Source organism: Sedimentitalea nanhaiensis DSM 24252 (assembly GCF_000473225.1).
Lineage (GTDB): Bacteria > Pseudomonadota > Alphaproteobacteria > Rhodobacterales > Rhodobacteraceae > Sedimentitalea > Sedimentitalea nanhaiensis.
This window is the reverse complement of the sequence record NZ_KI421509.1, coordinates 2,248,355-2,264,650: the sequence shown is the minus strand read 5'-3', so window position 1 is coordinate 2,264,650 and position 16,296 is coordinate 2,248,355. Positions and strand designations below refer to the sequence as shown.

Sequence of the window (16,296 nt, the reverse complement as noted above, 5' to 3'; positions counted from 1 at the left end):
CGCGTCACCTCAGGGACCGTCCCTTGAGAATAGCGTCAGTGCCGAATCGTTGGCGAATCGCATCGGTCGCACGTTCCGCCTGGCTCCGCCGCGTTGCATCCGGGTCGAGCAGATCGCCGGACTTGCCGGCCTGGCTTTCGGGACACAGGTCGGACAAACCACAGCCCAACAGCCGATAGGGTCCCTGATTTCCGACCTGGTCGAACAACCCGCGGGCGGTGCGATAGATGGTGTCGGCCAGCTGCGTCGCGTCGCGCAGCGCCACCCGTCGTGACAGGCTGCTGTGATCGGCGCGCTTTAGCTTTAGGGTCACCACCCGCCCGGCCAGGCGTTTGGCCTTGGCCCGGTCCGCGACCTTTTCGGCCATCCGCCACAGATGCCCGTCCAGCAGGTCGGGATCGCCGGTATCTTCAGAAAACGTCGTCTCGTTGCTGATCGACTTCATCGGCTCGTGAGCCGAAACCCGCCGCCGGTCCTGCCCGCGCGCCAGATGCCACAACCGCTCGCCCATCGCGCCAAACCGCGCGCTCAGATCGGTGCGGTCCCACCGCAGCAAATCGGCAAAGGTACGGATCCCGGCCCTGTCCAGCGACACCTGCGCCGCAGGACCGATTCCCCAGATCAACCGCACCGGCCGGTCGCGCAGGAAATCGGAAGTCTCGGCTTTGCCAATCACCGAAAACCCGCGCGGCTTGTCGAGATCCGACGCCACCTTGGCCAGGAACTTGTTATGGCTCAATCCGATCGATCCCGTCAGGCCCAACTCATCCTTCATCCGTTTGATAAGTCGCGCCAGCATCACCGCCGGTGGTGCGCCGTGCAGTCGCTGGGTGCCGTTCAGATCCAGAAACGCCTCGTCCAACGACAGCGGCTCGATGGCGGGGGTCAGTTCTTCCATCATCACGCGGATTTTCCGAGATGCCTCGACATAGGCCTGCATCCGCGGCCTGATCACCACCGCATCTGGGCACAGTTTCAACGCCTGGAACATTGGCATGGCCGAGCGCACGCCGCGAATCCGTGCGATATAGCAGGCGGTCGATACCACGCCGCGCCGCCCGCCACCGATGATCACGGGCTTGTTCGCCAACGAAGGGTTGTCGCGTTTTTCGACCGAAGCGTAAAACGCATCGCAATCCATATGCGCAATCGACAGGTCAAACAGTTCGGGATGTGACAGAACACGTGGGCTGCGGCAGACCGCGCAGCGCGAAATGTCGCTCTCGGTCACGGCCAGACAGTCTCGGCACAGGCTGGGCATTGGGGTGGGGTATCCGATTAACGTGCCGTTGCATATATGTCGGTCATACTAGGCCAATTCTGGCGGTGCGTCAGCGTCAATTCAAAAGGCAGGGCTGCGGTCATGACATTTTCTGGTGCCAAGCTGGCGTTGTTTCTGGGGAGCGATCTTCTGGTCATCCGGCGTGACAATCGGCCCGATATTCCATGGCCCGATCATTGGGATCTGCCCGGCGGCGGGCGCGAGGGGGATGAAACGCCACAGGCCTGTGTATTGCGCGAAACCCATGAAGAGGTTGGCCTCAGTGTCGCGGCAAAGGATCTGGTCTGGTCTACCAGCTATCCGCGCCCACACGGCATAGTCTGGTTTTTTGCGGCGCATTTGCCGGCGCGCACTGCCGGTTTGATCCGCTTTGGCTCCGAAGGTACGGGCTGGCGGCTGATGCCGCCGCAGACCTATTGCGATCATCCGCTCGCGGTACCGCATTTCGCGCAGCAACTGCGCAGCTATCTGGCGCGGAACGGTGCGTTTTCCGGGGGCTGAGCGAAAGGCCCCCCGCTGCTGAGGCGGGGGGAGGTAACGAACCACAGGAAGAAAAGGTTCGTTGGGGAGTATCTCATTACGTAGCGTCACCCAAAACGGCAGAATTATAAAGTCTGGAATGCCCGTCTCATAAAAGACACGTATAGCATGTGCTTTTAAGGGCACAGCCGGTGTTCAAATTGTCGAAAGCTCGTCCAGTATTGCCTGGGCGGCGGCGCGCGGGTCGGCTGATTTCCATACCGGACGCCCGACCACGATGTGATCCGCCCCCGCTGTAATGGCACTGGCTGGGGTGGCGACTCGTTTCTGATCGCCCAGGTCGGCACCTGGGGGGCGCACGCCCGGAGTAACGATCAACCGGTCCTTGGCCTGGGGCAAGGCGCGGATCATTTCTGCTTCGCGTGGGCTGGCGATCACCCCGTCGGCACCGGCCTCCAGCGCCCGTACCGCACGTTCGACCACCAGGTCCGGCACGTCGCCAGCCACAAGCATCGCCTCGTTCAGGTCGCCCCGGTCCAGAGAGGTCAGGATGGTAACGCCCAGGATCTTCAGGTCGCTGTCCGCTGCGCCTTGTTTGGCGGCACGCACTACATGCGGATCGCCGTGCACGGTCAGGAAATCCAGATCGAATTTGGCCAGCCCGCGTACTGCGTTCTCAATCGTGGCGCCGATGTCGAACAGCTTCATGTCGAGGAAAACGCGCTTGCCATGGCGTTGCTTAAGCTCGTTGGCCAGCGCCAGCCCGCCACCGGTCAGCATGCCCAGCCCGATCTTGTAGAACCCGACCGAGTCGCCCAGCGTATCTGCCAATGCCAAGCCTTGCACAGCATCGGGGACATCAAGGGCTACGATCAAGCGGTCATCGGACATGGGCTTACCTCTGGTTGTGGGGTTTCGTCTGACTAACTGGTCTGGGGTCGTTTTGTCCATGTCTATCGAATTCACCGCAATAATCCTGCATCAGGTCTTGAACGTGACCATGAATTCCCCAAATTGAATGCGAGGCCCATATAGCGGCGTGCTGCTCTGCAGGCGTCGATTTTTCGGGGCGCTTAGACAAGGAGAGACAGATGGACTTGAACAAGTTCACCGAGCGTGCGCGTGGTTTCGTGCAGGCAGCACAGACGATTGCAATGCGGGAAGGCCACCAGCGGCTGACCCCCGAGCATATTCTCAAGGCATTGATGGATGACGATCAGGGGCTTGCAAGCAACCTGATCAATCGCGCCGGTGGCAATTCTGCCCGGGTGATCGAAGCCGTAAACCTGGCAATGAGCAAGATCGCCAAGGTCAGCGGCGATGCCGGGCAGATCTATATGGACAACACGACCGGCAAGATTCTGGCCGAGGCGCAGACCCTGGCCGAAAAGGCCGGAGACAGCTTTGTTCCCGTCGAACGGATGCTGATGGCGCTTTGCATGATCAAATCCAAGGCCAAGGATGCGTTGGACGCCGGTGACGTCACGGCGCAGAAACTGAACGAGGCAATCAACGACATCCGCAAGGGTCGGACAGCGGACAGCGCCACCGCGGAAGAGGGCTATGACGCGCTCAAGAAATATGCCCGCGACCTGACCGAGGCGGCCAGCGAAGGCAAGATCGACCCGATCATCGGTCGCGACGAAGAAATCCGCCGCGCCATGCAGGTGCTATCGCGTCGGACCAAGAATAACCCGGTGCTGATCGGTGAGCCCGGCGTGGGCAAGACCGCGATTGCCGAAGGCATGGCACTGCGTATCGTCAATGGCGACGTGCCGGAATCTCTGCGCGACAAGAAGCTGTTGGCGCTGGACATGGGGGCGCTGATCGCGGGGGCCAAATATCGCGGTGAATTCGAGGAACGTCTCAAGGCGGTTCTGAATGAGGTGACCGATGCTGCGGGCGAGATCATCCTGTTCATCGACGAGATGCACACGCTGGTGGGTGCCGGTAAATCCGAAGGCGCGATGGACGCGGCAAACCTGATCAAACCGGCGCTGGCGCGGGGCGAGTTGCACTGTATCGGTGCAACCACGCTGGATGAGTACCGCAAATATGTCGAAAAGGATGCAGCGCTGGCCCGTCGTTTCCAGCCCGTCCTGGTGCAGGAACCCACGGTCGAGGACACGGTTTCGATCTTGCGCGGTATCAAGGAAAAATACGAGGTGCACCACGGTGTCGATATATCCGACGCTGCCCTTGTGGCCGCCGCGACGCTGAGTCATCGCTATATCACCGACCGCTTCCTGCCCGACAAGGCGATCGACCTCGTGGATGAAGCGGCCAGCCGTTTGCGTATGGAGGTGGACTCTAAACCGGAAGAGCTGGACCAGCTGGATCGCCAGATCTTGCAATTGCAGATCGAGGAGCAGGCGCTGAAGCTCGAAGATGACGCTGCCAGCAAGGATCGGTTGGAAACACTTCAAAAGGATCTGGCCGAGCTGCAGGAGAAGTCCGCCGAGATGACCGCACAGTGGCAGGCCGAACGGGACAAGCTGGCCGGGGCGCGCGACGTCAAGGAACAGCTGGACCACGCCCGCGCCGAACTGGAAATCGCCAAGCGTGAAGGCAATCTGGCCAAGGCTGGCGAGCTTTCTTACGGCGTGATTCCCGAGCTTGAAAAAAAGCTGCAACAGGCTGAAGAGAGTGAAGCGAACGGCGTCATGGTCGAGGAAAAGGTGCGTCCAGAACAGATCGCCTCGGTGGTCGAACGCTGGACTGGTATCCCGGTCAACCGGATGCTGGAAGGCGAGCGCGAAAAGCTGCTGCGTATGGAAGATGGCCTGCACAAGCGGGTGATCGGCCAGGATACCGCCGTGCGCGCCGTGTCCAACGCTGTGCGCCGCGCGCGCGCCGGGTTGCAGGATGAAAACCGACCGCTGGGCAGTTTTCTGTTCCTGGGGCCGACAGGCGTGGGCAAGACCGAGCTGACCAAGGCGCTGGCCGAATTCCTGTTTGACGACGACAGCGCGATGGTGCGTGTGGATATGTCTGAGTTCATGGAAAAACACAGCGTTGCGCGTCTGATCGGTGCGCCTCCGGGCTATGTCGGTTATGACGAAGGCGGTGTGCTGACTGAAGCGGTGCGGCGTCGCCCCTATCAGGTGGTGCTGTTTGACGAGGTCGAAAAGGCGCATCCGGACGTGTTCAACGTTCTGCTGCAGGTTCTCGATGACGGCGTGCTGACCGATGGTCAGGGCCGCACCGTGGACTTTAAGCAAACGCTGATCATCCTAACGTCCAACTTGGGGGCGCAGGCACTGAGCCAGTTGCCTGAAGGTGCCGATGCATCCGATGCCAAGCGCGACGTCATGGATGCTGTGCGGGCTCATTTCCGCCCCGAATTCCTGAACCGGCTGGACGAAACGATCATTTTCGACCGCCTGGCGCGGGCCGATATGGATGGAATCGTCGATATTCAGTTGGCACGCCTGAAAAAGCGTTTGCTCGGGCGCAAGATCGACCTGGTGCTGGACGAAGACGCGCGCAAGTGGCTGGCCGACGAAGGCTATGATCCGGTGTTCGGTGCCCGGCCTCTGAAACGGGTGATCCAACGCGCGCTGCAAAACCCGCTGGCCGAGTTGTTGCTGGCCGGCGATATCGTCGATGGCGTCACCGTGCCGGTTACTGCCGGTGCCGAGGGGCTGATCATTGGCGACAGGCTGGGCAACTCTGGCCGCCCCCGGCCGAACGATGCGGTTGTTCACTGATCGATGACCCAAACGAAAGGCCCGCCGGCAATTTGGCGGGCCTTTTGCAATCAGCTGGCCTGATTCAGACCGGGTTTCGCTTCGTCAATTCGGATCGTCTCTCTCGTCAAACGATTCACGAAAAACATCGGACCGACCCGCAAAGACAGCATCCTCGTGCAGGGGTTTGCCGCATATGAGGTATGTGACACTGGACAATTACATGGGGCTCTCGATGCGTGTTGTTCGACCAAGGATATCTACGCCTTGTTGCTTCCAGAAATGGAGCAGGTCGATGAAGACCCAGTTTTCCGCCAACTTTTCGCCTGCACGCCGGTAAATATCGATGACCCGGAACTCTGCTTCCCGATCCGTGGCAGGCATGCCCATGAAGCCGCCGGTCGGTCGGGCGGTGAAGTTTGGCCAGCCGAAGAATCCGCCATAGTGCCCTTCGGCCAGGCGACAGACATGTTGCGTTTTGGAGCGGTCCGTGAACCCGGCGCGAAAGGGACCGGAATGTTGAAGGGCATAGCGGTCGATTGTGTATGTCGAGCCGATGCCCGCCGGACCCCACCAGATCATGTCATCGGCCCAGCTTTGTGCCAGTTCCTGTTGCAACGGCAGGCCTGAATCCCAGCGGCCCAGGTCGGAGATCATCGCGTTGATGCAGGCCAGCGTCTTTTCACCTTCCTCGGCCGGTTGTGTGCCCGCCAGCAATCCGTCATGGGTTTGGGGGCCGGGCTGGACGAAATGTGCTGCGGTTTGTGGCGGGAAGGGCGACAGGCCCGCCTGCATCATCAGGTGCGGTATATCGAAATACATCGCTGTTTCGGCGATCCGCCCATTTTCCACCCGGTTGAATTCGCAATAGCGCAGGAATGCCATCTTGCCAGTGGGCCGAATGCCCAGCCAGGGCTTGTCGAAAAGCCCCATGAGATGGCCCATGGAGACCACCCAGACAGCGCCATCGCCGGTTAAGCTGTTGCGGCCCGCAAAGAAGATGTCCTCGCGGCGTTGCAGCCGGGTCAAGGCCACGCGCAGAGGCCTCCAGAAACGGTCAGCGACTGTATCCGCTCCGTGCATTTCGTCGAAAGGATGAAATCCGCGCCAGCGATAATCAGTTGTGGTCGCTGCTGTGATTGTGTCGGTGATTCCCAGAAGATCGGTACCGTCAAGCGTCTGATATAGGCTTTCGACCGTCTGTTTCGCGGATTGAACTTCGTCCATTATATTCCTTTCTTCCAAGCTGTTACGGATAATTTCATGGCGGGTTCTCATGAAATTTGCATACGATTGCAAAAATATCTTGCCAAATGGCTTACGTAACGTCTACCAATATTGCAATCGTATGCAGGAATTGTGCATCTTGGCAGACCGGGGCGACGCATGGCTGAAATTCAACTCAAGAACATTTCCAAGCGCTGGGGCTCGTTCGTCGGCGTCAATGATTTCGATCTGACCATTGCCGATCGGGAGTTTCTGGTTTTGCTCGGGCCGTCCGGCTGCGGCAAGACCACAACGATGCGGATGATTGCCGGGCTGGAAGAGGCCAGCGGCGGAGAGATCTGGATTGGCGACCGGATGGTCAATGATCTCGATCCCAAGGACCGCGACGTGGCAATGGTTTTTCAATCCTACGGGTTGTATCCGCATCTGAACGTCTATGAAAATATCCGCTTTCCGCTGAAGGTCCGCAAGGTCGACCCGGCAACCCATGACGAGCGGGTTCTGAGAGCCGCTGAAATGGTCGAGCTGACGGATTTTTTGCATCGCAAGCCGGCTGAATTGTCTGGTGGGCAACGCCAGCGCGTGGCATTGGCGCGCGCCATTGTACGCAGGCCGTCAGTGTTTCTGATGGATGAACCGCTGTCCAATCTGGACGCCAAGCTGCGGGTCTCGACACGGGCGCAGATCAAGAACCTCAGCCACGAACTGAAGGTTACCACCGTTTACGTGACCCATGACCAGATCGAGGCGATGACCCTTGCAGATCGCGTTGTCGTGATGAAGTCCGGTGTGGTGCAACAGGTCGGCACCCCGACAGATATCTACGACAATCCGGCCAATACCTTCGTTGCCAGCTTTATCGGCTCTCCGGCGATGAATCTGATGGAAGGTGACATCAAAAACGGCACCTTCACCGCGCGCAACGCGACGATATCGGGGCTGAATGCGCCGGACGGCCCGACGATTCTTGGATTTCGCGCCGAGGATTCCGCGGTTGCCGAGGGTGTCGCAGGACAGATCAACGGGCCGCTCTACACGATCGAACTTTTGGGCGACGCCGTCATGTTAACGGTACGTGCGGGCGGGCAGCTGGTTTCTGTCAAGGCCCCCAAGGACTTTCGCGCCGAAATCGGCGACCCCGTGTCGTTCTCGGTTCCGGCCACGATCTGCCATCTATTCGATACGCAAACGGGTGGCAGGCAGGACCGCTGAGCCACGTGAAAAGCGGGCTGGGGCAGAGACCCCACCCGTTCCGACCAACAGGAGGAGAATTCGGATGAATCTCAGGACACTTATTTTGGCTGGAGCGTTGTCAGTCTCTGGAACTGTCAGCTACGCCAATTGCGCCTATAAAAACGACACCCCGGTGAGCATGCTTGCGGCGGGTTTCGAGGCTTGGAAGGCTGTTGCCAATGCAATGGCAGAATGCGGTAATTTTACCGCCGAACTGGACCAGGAATTTCGCAAAAAGCAACCTGCGGCTTTTGCGGCCACACCGTCGCTGTATCAGATCGGCGGCGTATCTAATGGCACCATTACACCGTTGCTGAACGAAGGCACGATCCGCCCGCTGGACGATCTGGTCGAAAAATACGGCCAACACCTGTCGCCCAACCAGCTGATCCGCATCGACGGCAAGATCATGGCCATCGCTATGATGGTGAACACACAGAATCTGCAATACCGGCGCGACGTCCTTGAAGATCTGGACATTCCGGTGCCGCAAACCTGGGAAGAAGTGCTGGCGGCTGCCGCGAAGATCCGCGAAGCGGGGGTGGTGGATTACCCGCTGGGCGCGACGATGAAGTCGGGTTGGAACCTGGCGTTGGAATTCATCAACCTGTTCTACGGCTATGGTGGCGTTTTTGTCGACGACAACAACATGCCGACAGTCAACACCGATGCCGGAATCAAGGCGTTGGAGACCATGAAGGCGACGACCGAATTCCTGGATCCGGAATATCTGGTATCGGATTCAACCTATGTCCAGCAGCAGTTCCAACAGGGTAAGATCGCCATGGCGAACCTCTGGGCGAGCCGCGCCGGGGCATCGGATGACGAGGCCGAAAGCCAGGTCGTCGGACTGGTCAACAGCACAGCGGCTCCGCGCGTACTCGACGGTGGGGCGCCGGCGACAACGATTTGGTGGGATGGTGCAGTTATCGCCAGAAACATCACCGACGAGCAGGCCGAAGCGGCGTTTCGGTTGATCGTCGAAGGGATGGATACCGGCATGGTCGAAGCGAATAACGACGCGGCCATCTGGCTGATTCCAGGCTATGTGCCAAACCGGCTCGCCCAAGGCGCGATCGAGACCCTTCAGGCGCAGCCACCGGCGGTTTCCTATCCGTCGACCTCGGCCATGGGGCTGATGCATACAGCCACCGGCAACAATGTCAGCCGCTTTCTCACCGGATCTGCGGACGCCGAAACCACGCTCAAGGCGATCGAGTCCGATTACCTGATTTCCGCGAAAGAGGCTGGGCTGATCCCGAACTGAGCCTGGTAATACAACGGGCGGTGCGACTGGTGCCGCCCCGATCCGGCCCCGGCTTTCGCAATGAACAGTCCTGACCCTGTTTTCTGCGGAACCCGTGCGCGACGACTCTGAAACGAGGGTAAGACCATGAAATTCAAGACATTTGCAGCGTTTGTCGGCCCATCTCTTGTGATGATGTTGCTGTTCATCGCGTTTCCTCTGGTCAGTGTCTTCATGCAGAGCTTTTATGTAACGCAGCCGATATTCGAGCAGGTGGAAGTCGAGAGTTGCACGCCCGGATTTCCGAACCCGATCTGTGTGACCGAGATCAAGAGCCAGCCGGTGCTGGGCGCGGATGGCAAAATCACCACCGAAACGCGGTTCTCCGGGCTGGAAAGCTATCGAAACGTGTTGGAGTTGGGCCGGGTCAAGGCGGCGATTTCCAATGGCAGTTGGACGCAATTGATGAATGTCGATTTCTGGAAGGCATTGCGGTTTACCTTGTCCTTTACCCTGTTGACGCTGCCGTTGGTGCTGATCGTCGGACTTTCCATCGCGCTTGCGGTCAACAACGCGGTCCGGTCGCTGCGCGGCCCGGTGATCTTCATTTCGCTGCTGCCGTTCATCATCACACCGGTGATCGGGGGGCTTTCGATCCGATGGCTGTTCATCGGCGACGGCATCCTGACTGCGGCGATGGAATGGATGAGCGGAGCGAATATCTCGATGTTTGCACAGGCCTGGACCATCGAATTGATGATGATGTTCTATCGTGTCTGGCATGTCGCGCCCTTTGCCTTCGTGATCTTTTATGCCGGTTTGCAGACGGTCAATCAGGACACGCTGGAAAGCGCTATCATCGATGGAGCCAGTCGCTGGGAGCGCCTGCGCTTTGTGATCGTGCCCCACCTGATGCCGTTGATCGTCTTTATCGCGCTCATTCATCTGATGGACAGTTACCGGGTGTTTGATGAAATCGTCGCCTTTTCCAGCCAGAGCCACGTCATCTCGCTGCAATGGCTGACCTATGATTTTCTCACCCCGGACGATGCCGGCAACCGCGCGATCAGCCGCGCCTCGGCGACGGCCATGCTGACCATGGTGGGGATCGTGCTCTTGCTGATCTATCCGCTCAAGCGCACCTGGCGCGACCATAAAGGGAGCCATTGACATGTCCACGCCCAAGGCCCTTCGTCAATCCGCCGCTCTGCGGTTCGGTTCCGCAGGCTTCCTGATCTTCTGGTGCCTCATCGCCGCGTTCCCGATTTTCTGGATCCTGGTGATGAGCTTCAAGAACCCGGTCGACGCCTTTGCCTCTAACCCGCTTGACGTGATCTTTGGTCCCGCGACTCTTGCCGAGGGTGATGGCCTCAGCATCATGGATGTTGTTTTGGGACTGGGGGTTCTGTGGCTGAGTTTCCGCTTTGCCTTTCGGCATCTGCCCGAAATGGTCGAGAAATTTACCAAGCCCGGCACCGTGATCATGGGTTGGGTCATCGCGGTTCTCGGTTTTGCGCTGGTCTTTATCGTGGTTTTCTTTGGTATCCTTCCGTGGGTGTTGACGGGTTTGAACGCGATGTCCGGGCCGCTTGGCGATCCGATCATCGGGCTGACGCCCAAGAACTATGTCTCGGTCTGGGTCGACAACGAATTCTACCGCAATTTCATAAACTCTCTGATCGTGACCGGTGGCGTGGTGACGGTGTCGCTGACGGTCGGCACGCTGGCGGGCTATGGGTTGGCGCGGTCTGGGTCGAACCTGGCGTTCTGGTTGCTGATCCTGGCACTGATCTTCCGCGCATTGCCACATTCGGTGCTGGTTGCGGGCTATCTGCCGGTATTCATCAATTCGGCCGAGATCCTGCGCCCAATCCTTGGCGATGCGGCCCCGACGCTCTATGGTAAGCCCTATGCGGTGATCGCGGTTTTGGTCGCGATCAACCAGCCCTTTACAATCTGGATGCTGCGCAGCTTTTTCCAGAATATCCCGATGGAGTTGGACGAGGCCGCCCGCGTCGACGGCTGTTCGCATTTTCAGGCCTTTAGGCGGGTCATCATGCCGGTGATGTGGCCAGGAGTCATCACCACAGGTCTGTTCAGTTTCCTTCTGGGCTATAACGACTTTCTTGTGACCTCGCTGTTACTGGATGCGCAAAATCAAACCATGGTTCCGGCCATTGCAGGCTATTTCAACCGCGAAACCACGACCACAGATCAGGTCGAAGCGATCGCCGCTGCGGTGTCCATTACTGCGCCGCTGTTCCTGCTGGTGATGGTGTTTCAGCGCCAGATTGTCAGCGGCCTGACGGCGGGCGCGGTCAAGGGATGATCTGTGCTCTGCCAATTTAACTAAAGGAAACCGACGATGAAACGTAATTTTCTTCTTGCTGCCGGCCTGAGCGTCGCAATGGCGGTCTCCGCCCAGGCCGCGACTACCATTCGCATCGGCCATGCGACGCCCGAATCCTCTCCGATCCACCAGGCCCTGCTGTATTTTCAGGAACAGATCGCCGAGCGTTCTGGCGGCGCGATTGAGGTCGAATTGTATCCCGGCGGGCAGCTGGGGAGTGTCAAGGAAATGACCGAACTCGTGCAGTCGGGTAACATCACCATGACCACCGGCGCCTCGGTCCATCTGAGCGCCGCTGTCGACCAGCTCGCGATCCTTGACCAGTTTCTCCTGTTTGATAACGAAGAGCAGGCGCGAGACCTTCTGGATGGCGAAGCCGGGCAGGCGATTTCCGCTGCGATGGAAGAACGCGGGCTTAAGAACATGGGCTTTATGGAGCTTGGGTTCCGCAGCTTCACCAACAGCCGCGCGCCGTTGGACAGTTACGAGGCCTTCGAAGGGCTGCGGATGCGATCTGCCGACAATCCAATAGCCATCAAGGCCTGGCGTTCGGTTGGCGCTGTTCCGGTGCCGCTGGCCTGGGGCGAAATATATTCGTCGCTTCAGCAGGGTCTGATCGACGGTCAGGAAAGCGCGCTGAACTCGATGGTTATCGAACGGTTTTTCGAGGTTCAGGATTATGTGTCGCTGACCGGTCACATCTATTGGCCGGAGCTATGGATGGCCAACCTCGACTGGTACCAGGGGCTGAGCGACGAGGAACGGGCGCTGATCGCAGAGGTGGCGCGTGAAACCGTGCTGAAACAGCGCGATCTGACCGCAATGGCCAATGCCGCGACGCTGGACGAGTTGAAAGAAGCCGGACTGCAGGTCAACGAACTGCCGGTCGAGGACAAGCAGCGCCTGGGCGACACCATGAACACCGCGATCGAAGCCGACATCCGCGCTAAGGTCGGTGACGATTTTTACGACACGTTCATGAATGCCATCGGCAAATAACGGTCTGGCAGGGAGAGAAGGCAGATGCGCAATTTGGAAAAATGGTTTGAACCGGTGGTGATCGTCGGCATGCTGGGTGCGATCATCCTTCTCGTCTTTGCCGATGTGATCGCGCGCTTTGCCTTCTCTACATCAATCGCGGTGGCCAACGAACTGGCCCGGTTCTGTTTCGTCTACATGATCTATTTCGGGGTCAGCTACGCGATCCGCGAACGCCGTCACATGCGGGTGACAGTGGTTCTGGACCAGTTGCCCGAGGCCGCGCGCCGCTGGGTCTTTGCATTGGCCGAGTTCATCTTTCTGATCTATTCGGTGACCGTCTGCTGGCTGGGCGTGGTGGTCACGCAACAGGCGTTCGAGCGCGGCAAGATCCTGAGCTCGACGGAATGGCCGCTGGGTGTGCTCTATGCTGCGATCATTTTCTCGGGTGCTCTGAGCTCCGCGCGGCTGGTCCATTCGCTGTGGCGGGTGATTGCGCATGGCGACACGCATCTTGGTCCCCAATTGGATGTCTGAACAATGACGACAGCTATTCTCTTTGGCAGCTTCTTCCTGCTGCTTGCGATTGGCGTGCCGATCGGGATCGCGCTAGGGGCCGCGAGCTTGCTGGCCATCGCCTATATCCCATTCCTGAGCTTGGATCTTTATGCGCTTGGCCTGGTTTCGGGGGTCAACAGCTTTACCCTGATTGCGGTAGTCCTGTTCACGCTCGCTGGCAGCTTGATGGCGCATGGGGGCATTTCCCGTCGCCTGATCGCCGTCGCCGACCGCGCGTTTGGCCGCAGTCCGGGGGACTTGGGGACAGTCACGATCATGGCCTGCCTGTTTTTCGCCGCGATCTCGGGCACCGGCAGTGCGACGGTCGCGGCCATCGGTCTTGCAATGATCCCGGCGCTGGTGGAACGCGGCTATGAGCGGGCCTATGCTGGCGCGATGGTCGCCAGTGCCGGCGGGCTCGGCGTCATGATTCCGCCTTCGGTGGTCATGATCGTCTATGCGGTTGCGGCCGGTGTCTCTGTCACCGCGTTATTCATGGCCGGTATTGTGCCGGGCATCGTCATTGCGCTGACGCTGATCGTCTACAATATCCTTCACCGTCGCAAGGCGGTTGCGGCCGGAGAACGGGCGGTGATCGAGGGCAGTGTCTGGTCCGCGCTGAATCAGGCCAAGCTGGCACTTGCGATGCCCATCGTTGTGCTGGGCGGCATCTATTCTGGCATCGTGACTCCGACCGAAAGTTCGGCCGTTGCAGTGGTCTATGCGCTGATCGTCAGCTGTTTTGTCTACAGGGAACTGCCGTTGCGCGACATTCCCAGGATGATGCTGGATTCCGCATTGCTGGTGTCCGCGGTGCTGGTGATCATTGGTGCCTCCGTGGCCTTTGGCCGGATCATCGCGCTGGAGAAAATCCCGACAGAGCTGGCGCAGTTCGTGCTGTCGCTGACCCAAAGCAAATACATCGTGCTGCTGGCAGCGATTGCATTGTTGCTGATCGTCGGGACATTTCTGGAAACGCTGGCTGCCATCGTGATCCTGACACCTGTTCTGTTGCCGATCATGACACAGCTTGGTGTCGATCCGGTGCATTTCGGCATCGTGATCATTGTTGCGCTGGCGATCGGCTTTGTGACACCGCCGCTCGGCGCCAACCTGTTCATGGCGGCGCAGGTTGGGCAAATCCCTTTCGACCAGATCGCGCGACGCATCTTTCCCTGGGTGATCGCAATGGTGGTGGCACTTTTGATCATTGCGTTCATTCCGGAGCTGTCTCTGGCGCTGCCGCGCTTCTTTCTGGGATACGGAGGCTGACATGATAGACCTTTTACGATGCCGCCTGCCACGTGATTTCATCGTGATTTTGGTTCGCGATGTTTCGATGAACCGGACCATCAGACGGAAAGGAAGACAGGCATGAAAGGCTCTCGACCGGAACAGGCCTTGCTGACCCGCGACACGGACATGACCAGGACCGACAAGACCCGCGCCGTAATCGAGGGTATGGTCGATGGGTTGAACGACCACCGCATCGCCGATATCGGGGACTTCTTTTCCGAGACGTTCCGTTGGATGGGAAACCAGGGGTGCGGCACAAAACACGGCCTGCGCGAATTTCAGCAGAACTGGCAGCGTCCGTTCCAGGCGGCTTTCTCGGACAAGGTCTGTGTGGATGAGGCCCGCCTGTTCATGGGCGAATGGGCCGCCGCATTTGGCCGTCAAGAAGCAACGCATAGCGGCGAATTCATGGGCATCGCTCCTACCGGCAAGCGCCTGACCATTCGCTACATGGATTTCTGGAAAGTTGTGGACGACCGGATCACCGACAACTGGGTGATGGTCGATTTTCCGCATGTTCTGGCCCAGCTTGGTCACGATGTGTTCGCGGGCGAAGGGTGGGAGAACTTTGACGAGGGCGGGCGTGTTCCGCCTGATCCGAAACAAGAGGAAGTGACATGACGATCGAATATCTGAAACGAGGCAAAGCGGCAGAGGCCCGCGCCGAGGACGATGCCAAGACCCGCGCGGTGGTTGAGACGACGCTCAAGGACATCGAAACGCGCGGCGATGCCGCTGTGCGCGAGCTGAGCGAGAAGTTCGATAGCTATTCGCCCGCGAGTTTTCGCCTTGGCCAGGATGAGATCTATGCGCTGATGGCCAAGGTGTCCGACCAGGAAATGCATGACATCAAGTTCGCTCAGGAACAGGTGCGCAAGTTTGCTCAGGCGCAGCGGGATTCGATGCTCGATATCGAGGTCGAAACCCTGCCCGGCGTGATCCTTGGACACAAGAACATACCGGTGCAGTCGGTCGGCTGTTATGTGCCCGGCGGCAAGTTCCCGATGGTGGCCAGTGCGCATATGTCGGTCGCGACCGCTTCGGTCGCCGGTGTGCCGCGCATCATCGCCGCGACACCTCCGTTTAACGGTGAACCGAACCCCGCAGTGATTGCCGCCATGCATCTGGGTGGCGCGCATGAGATTTATGTGATGGGCGGCATCCAGGCCATCGGTGCCATGGCTATCGGCACCGAAACCATCGACCCGGTGCATCTTCTGGTCGGCCCCGGCAACGCCTTTGTCGCCGAGGCAAAGCGTCAGCTTTTTGGGCGTGTCGGTATCGATCTGTTTGCCGGCCCTACGGAAACCATGGTCATCGCCGATGAAACCGCCGCCGACCCGGAGCTTTGCGCGACAGATCTGCTGGGGCAGGCCGAGCATGGCTATAACAGTCCCTGCGTGCTGGTGACCAATTCGCACAAACTGGCGCAGGGCACCCTGGCAGAGATCGACCGCCTGCTCGGTATCCTGCCCACCGCAAACACGGCCAGGGTCAGCTGGGAAGATTATGGCGAGGTGATCGTCTGCGATAGCTATGAGGAAATGCTGGACGTTGCCGATGATATAGCCTCCGAGCATGTGCAGGTGATGACCGACCGCGACGATTGGTTCCTCGACAACATGACCTGCTATGGCGCGCTGTTTCTGGGCCCGCGCACCAATGTGGCCAATGGCGACAAGGTTATTGGAACCAACCACACGCTGCCGACCAAGAAGGCCGGGCGCTATACGGGTGGGCTTTGGGTCGGCAAATATCTGAAAACGCATAGCTATCAGAGGATACTGACCGACGAGGCCGCGACCATGATCGGGGAATACGGATCGCGGCTGTGTATGCTCGAAGGTTTTGTCGGCCATGCCGAGCAATGCAACGTTCGGGTGCGCCGCTATGGCGGTCTCAACGTGCCTTATGGCAGCGGTGCGCCCGTGCGGACGGCGGCGGAATAACGCCCGGA

General features: G+C 59.2%; 14 protein-coding genes. 11 read left to right on the top strand and 3 right to left on the bottom strand.

Going from position 1 to position 16,296, the window contains the following annotated elements:
• Positions 1 to 4: 4 nt before the first annotated feature.
• Positions 5 to 1,261 carry a DNA polymerase IV gene (locus tag NANH_RS0112920; RefSeq protein WP_027262405.1) on the bottom strand — a complete coding sequence of 419 codons (1,257 nt, stop codon included), beginning with the start codon at positions 1,259 to 1,261 and terminating at the stop codon, positions 5 to 7.
• A gap of 102 nt (positions 1,262 to 1,363) precedes the next feature.
• On the opposite strand from NANH_RS0112920, the gene NANH_RS0112915 reads away from it, so the two are divergent.
• The gene (locus tag NANH_RS0112915) at positions 1,364 to 1,783 is read left to right on the top strand and encodes an NUDIX hydrolase (protein WP_027262404.1); all 420 of its coding nucleotides are present in this window, start codon (positions 1,364 to 1,366) and stop codon (positions 1,781 to 1,783) included.
• A 174-nt stretch (positions 1,784 to 1,957) separates the two neighbouring features.
• Here the strand turns inward: NANH_RS0112915 and pyrF are convergent, their stop codons facing one another.
• Entirely contained in the window at positions 1,958 to 2,653 is a 696-nt protein-coding gene (gene pyrF, locus NANH_RS0112910; protein ID WP_027262403.1) for an orotidine-5'-phosphate decarboxylase, read from the bottom strand.
• A 200-nt stretch (positions 2,654 to 2,853) separates the two neighbouring features.
• On the opposite strand from pyrF, the gene clpB reads away from it, so the two are divergent.
• Complete coding sequence (clpB, locus tag NANH_RS0112905) at positions 2,854 to 5,472, top strand: ATP-dependent chaperone ClpB (protein ID WP_027262402.1); 2,619 nt, start codon at positions 2,854 to 2,856, stop codon at positions 5,470 to 5,472.
• A gap of 198 nt (positions 5,473 to 5,670) precedes the next feature.
• Here the strand turns inward: clpB and NANH_RS0112900 are convergent, their stop codons facing one another.
• On the bottom strand, positions 5,671 to 6,678 hold the full coding sequence (locus NANH_RS0112900; RefSeq protein ID WP_027262401.1) for a nuclear transport factor 2 family protein: 1,008 nt from the start codon (positions 6,676 to 6,678) through the stop codon (positions 5,671 to 5,673).
• A 159-nt stretch (positions 6,679 to 6,837) separates the two neighbouring features.
• On the opposite strand from NANH_RS0112900, the gene NANH_RS0112895 reads away from it, so the two are divergent.
• From NANH_RS0112895 to hisD, 9 genes are all read left to right on the top strand, one after another.
• Entirely contained in the window at positions 6,838 to 7,890 is a 1,053-nt protein-coding gene (locus NANH_RS0112895; RefSeq protein ID WP_027262400.1) for an ABC transporter ATP-binding protein, read from the top strand.
• Between the two features lie 64 nt (positions 7,891 to 7,954).
• A complete protein-coding gene (locus NANH_RS0112890; RefSeq protein ID WP_027262399.1) occupies positions 7,955 to 9,178 on the top strand; it encodes an ABC transporter substrate-binding protein in 1,224 nt (407 codons plus the stop codon).
• 126 nt (positions 9,179 to 9,304) lie between these two features.
• A complete protein-coding gene (locus tag NANH_RS0112885) occupies positions 9,305 to 10,327 on the top strand; it encodes a carbohydrate ABC transporter permease (RefSeq protein ID WP_027262398.1) in 1,023 nt (340 codons plus the stop codon).
• A gap of 1 nt (position 10,328) precedes the next feature.
• Positions 10,329 to 11,486, top strand: coding sequence for a carbohydrate ABC transporter permease (locus tag NANH_RS0112880; RefSeq protein WP_027262397.1), 1,158 nt, complete (start codon positions 10,329 to 10,331; stop codon positions 11,484 to 11,486).
• Between the two features lie 36 nt (positions 11,487 to 11,522).
• Entirely contained in the window at positions 11,523 to 12,506 is a 984-nt protein-coding gene (locus NANH_RS0112875; protein ID WP_027262396.1) for a TRAP transporter substrate-binding protein, read from the top strand.
• Between the two features lie 24 nt (positions 12,507 to 12,530).
• On the top strand, positions 12,531 to 13,022 hold the full coding sequence (locus tag NANH_RS0112870) for a TRAP transporter small permease (RefSeq protein WP_027262395.1): 492 nt from the start codon (positions 12,531 to 12,533) through the stop codon (positions 13,020 to 13,022).
• A 3-nt stretch (positions 13,023 to 13,025) separates the two neighbouring features.
• Positions 13,026 to 14,315 (top strand): TRAP transporter large permease, encoded by a 1,290-nt coding sequence (locus NANH_RS0112865; RefSeq protein ID WP_027262394.1) that lies wholly within the window; start codon positions 13,026 to 13,028, stop codon positions 14,313 to 14,315.
• A 102-nt stretch (positions 14,316 to 14,417) separates the two neighbouring features.
• The gene (locus NANH_RS0112860) at positions 14,418 to 14,960 is read left to right on the top strand and encodes an ester cyclase (protein WP_027262393.1); all 543 of its coding nucleotides are present in this window, start codon (positions 14,418 to 14,420) and stop codon (positions 14,958 to 14,960) included.
• Entirely contained in the window at positions 14,957 to 16,288 is a 1,332-nt protein-coding gene (gene hisD, locus NANH_RS0112855) for a histidinol dehydrogenase (protein ID WP_027262392.1), read from the top strand. Before NANH_RS0112860 ends, hisD begins: the two co-directional genes overlap by 4 nt.
• Positions 16,289 to 16,296 lie beyond the last annotated feature (8 nt).

What these genes read in the sequence shown, in the direction of transcription:
- NANH_RS0112865 (WP_027262394.1), top strand. Translation starts at nt 13,026, where the DNA reads ATGACGACAGCTATTCTCTTTGGCAGCTTCTTCCTGCTGCTTGCGATT.
- pyrF (WP_027262403.1), bottom strand. Translation starts at nt 2,653, where the DNA reads ATGTCCGATGACCGCTTGATCGTAGCCCTTGATGTCCCCGATGCTGTG.
- clpB (WP_027262402.1), top strand. Translation starts at nt 2,854, where the DNA reads ATGGACTTGAACAAGTTCACCGAGCGTGCGCGTGGTTTCGTGCAGGCA.
- NANH_RS0112895 (WP_027262400.1), top strand. Translation starts at nt 6,838, where the DNA reads ATGGCTGAAATTCAACTCAAGAACATTTCCAAGCGCTGGGGCTCGTTC.
- NANH_RS0112880 (WP_027262397.1), top strand. Translation starts at nt 10,329, where the DNA reads ATGTCCACGCCCAAGGCCCTTCGTCAATCCGCCGCTCTGCGGTTCGGT.
- NANH_RS0112920 (WP_027262405.1), bottom strand. Translation starts at nt 1,261, where the DNA reads ATGCCCAGCCTGTGCCGAGACTGTCTGGCCGTGACCGAGAGCGACATT.
- NANH_RS0112900 (WP_027262401.1), bottom strand. Translation starts at nt 6,678, where the DNA reads ATGGACGAAGTTCAATCCGCGAAACAGACGGTCGAAAGCCTATATCAG.
- hisD (WP_027262392.1), top strand. Translation starts at nt 14,957, where the DNA reads ATGACGATCGAATATCTGAAACGAGGCAAAGCGGCAGAGGCCCGCGCC.
- NANH_RS0112915 (WP_027262404.1), top strand. Translation starts at nt 1,364, where the DNA reads ATGACATTTTCTGGTGCCAAGCTGGCGTTGTTTCTGGGGAGCGATCTT.
- NANH_RS0112860 (WP_027262393.1), top strand. Translation starts at nt 14,418, where the DNA reads ATGAAAGGCTCTCGACCGGAACAGGCCTTGCTGACCCGCGACACGGAC.
- NANH_RS0112885 (WP_027262398.1), top strand. Translation starts at nt 9,305, where the DNA reads ATGAAATTCAAGACATTTGCAGCGTTTGTCGGCCCATCTCTTGTGATG.
- NANH_RS0112890 (WP_027262399.1), top strand. Translation starts at nt 7,955, where the DNA reads ATGAATCTCAGGACACTTATTTTGGCTGGAGCGTTGTCAGTCTCTGGA.
- NANH_RS0112875 (WP_027262396.1), top strand. Translation starts at nt 11,523, where the DNA reads ATGAAACGTAATTTTCTTCTTGCTGCCGGCCTGAGCGTCGCAATGGCG.
- NANH_RS0112870 (WP_027262395.1), top strand. Translation starts at nt 12,531, where the DNA reads ATGCGCAATTTGGAAAAATGGTTTGAACCGGTGGTGATCGTCGGCATG.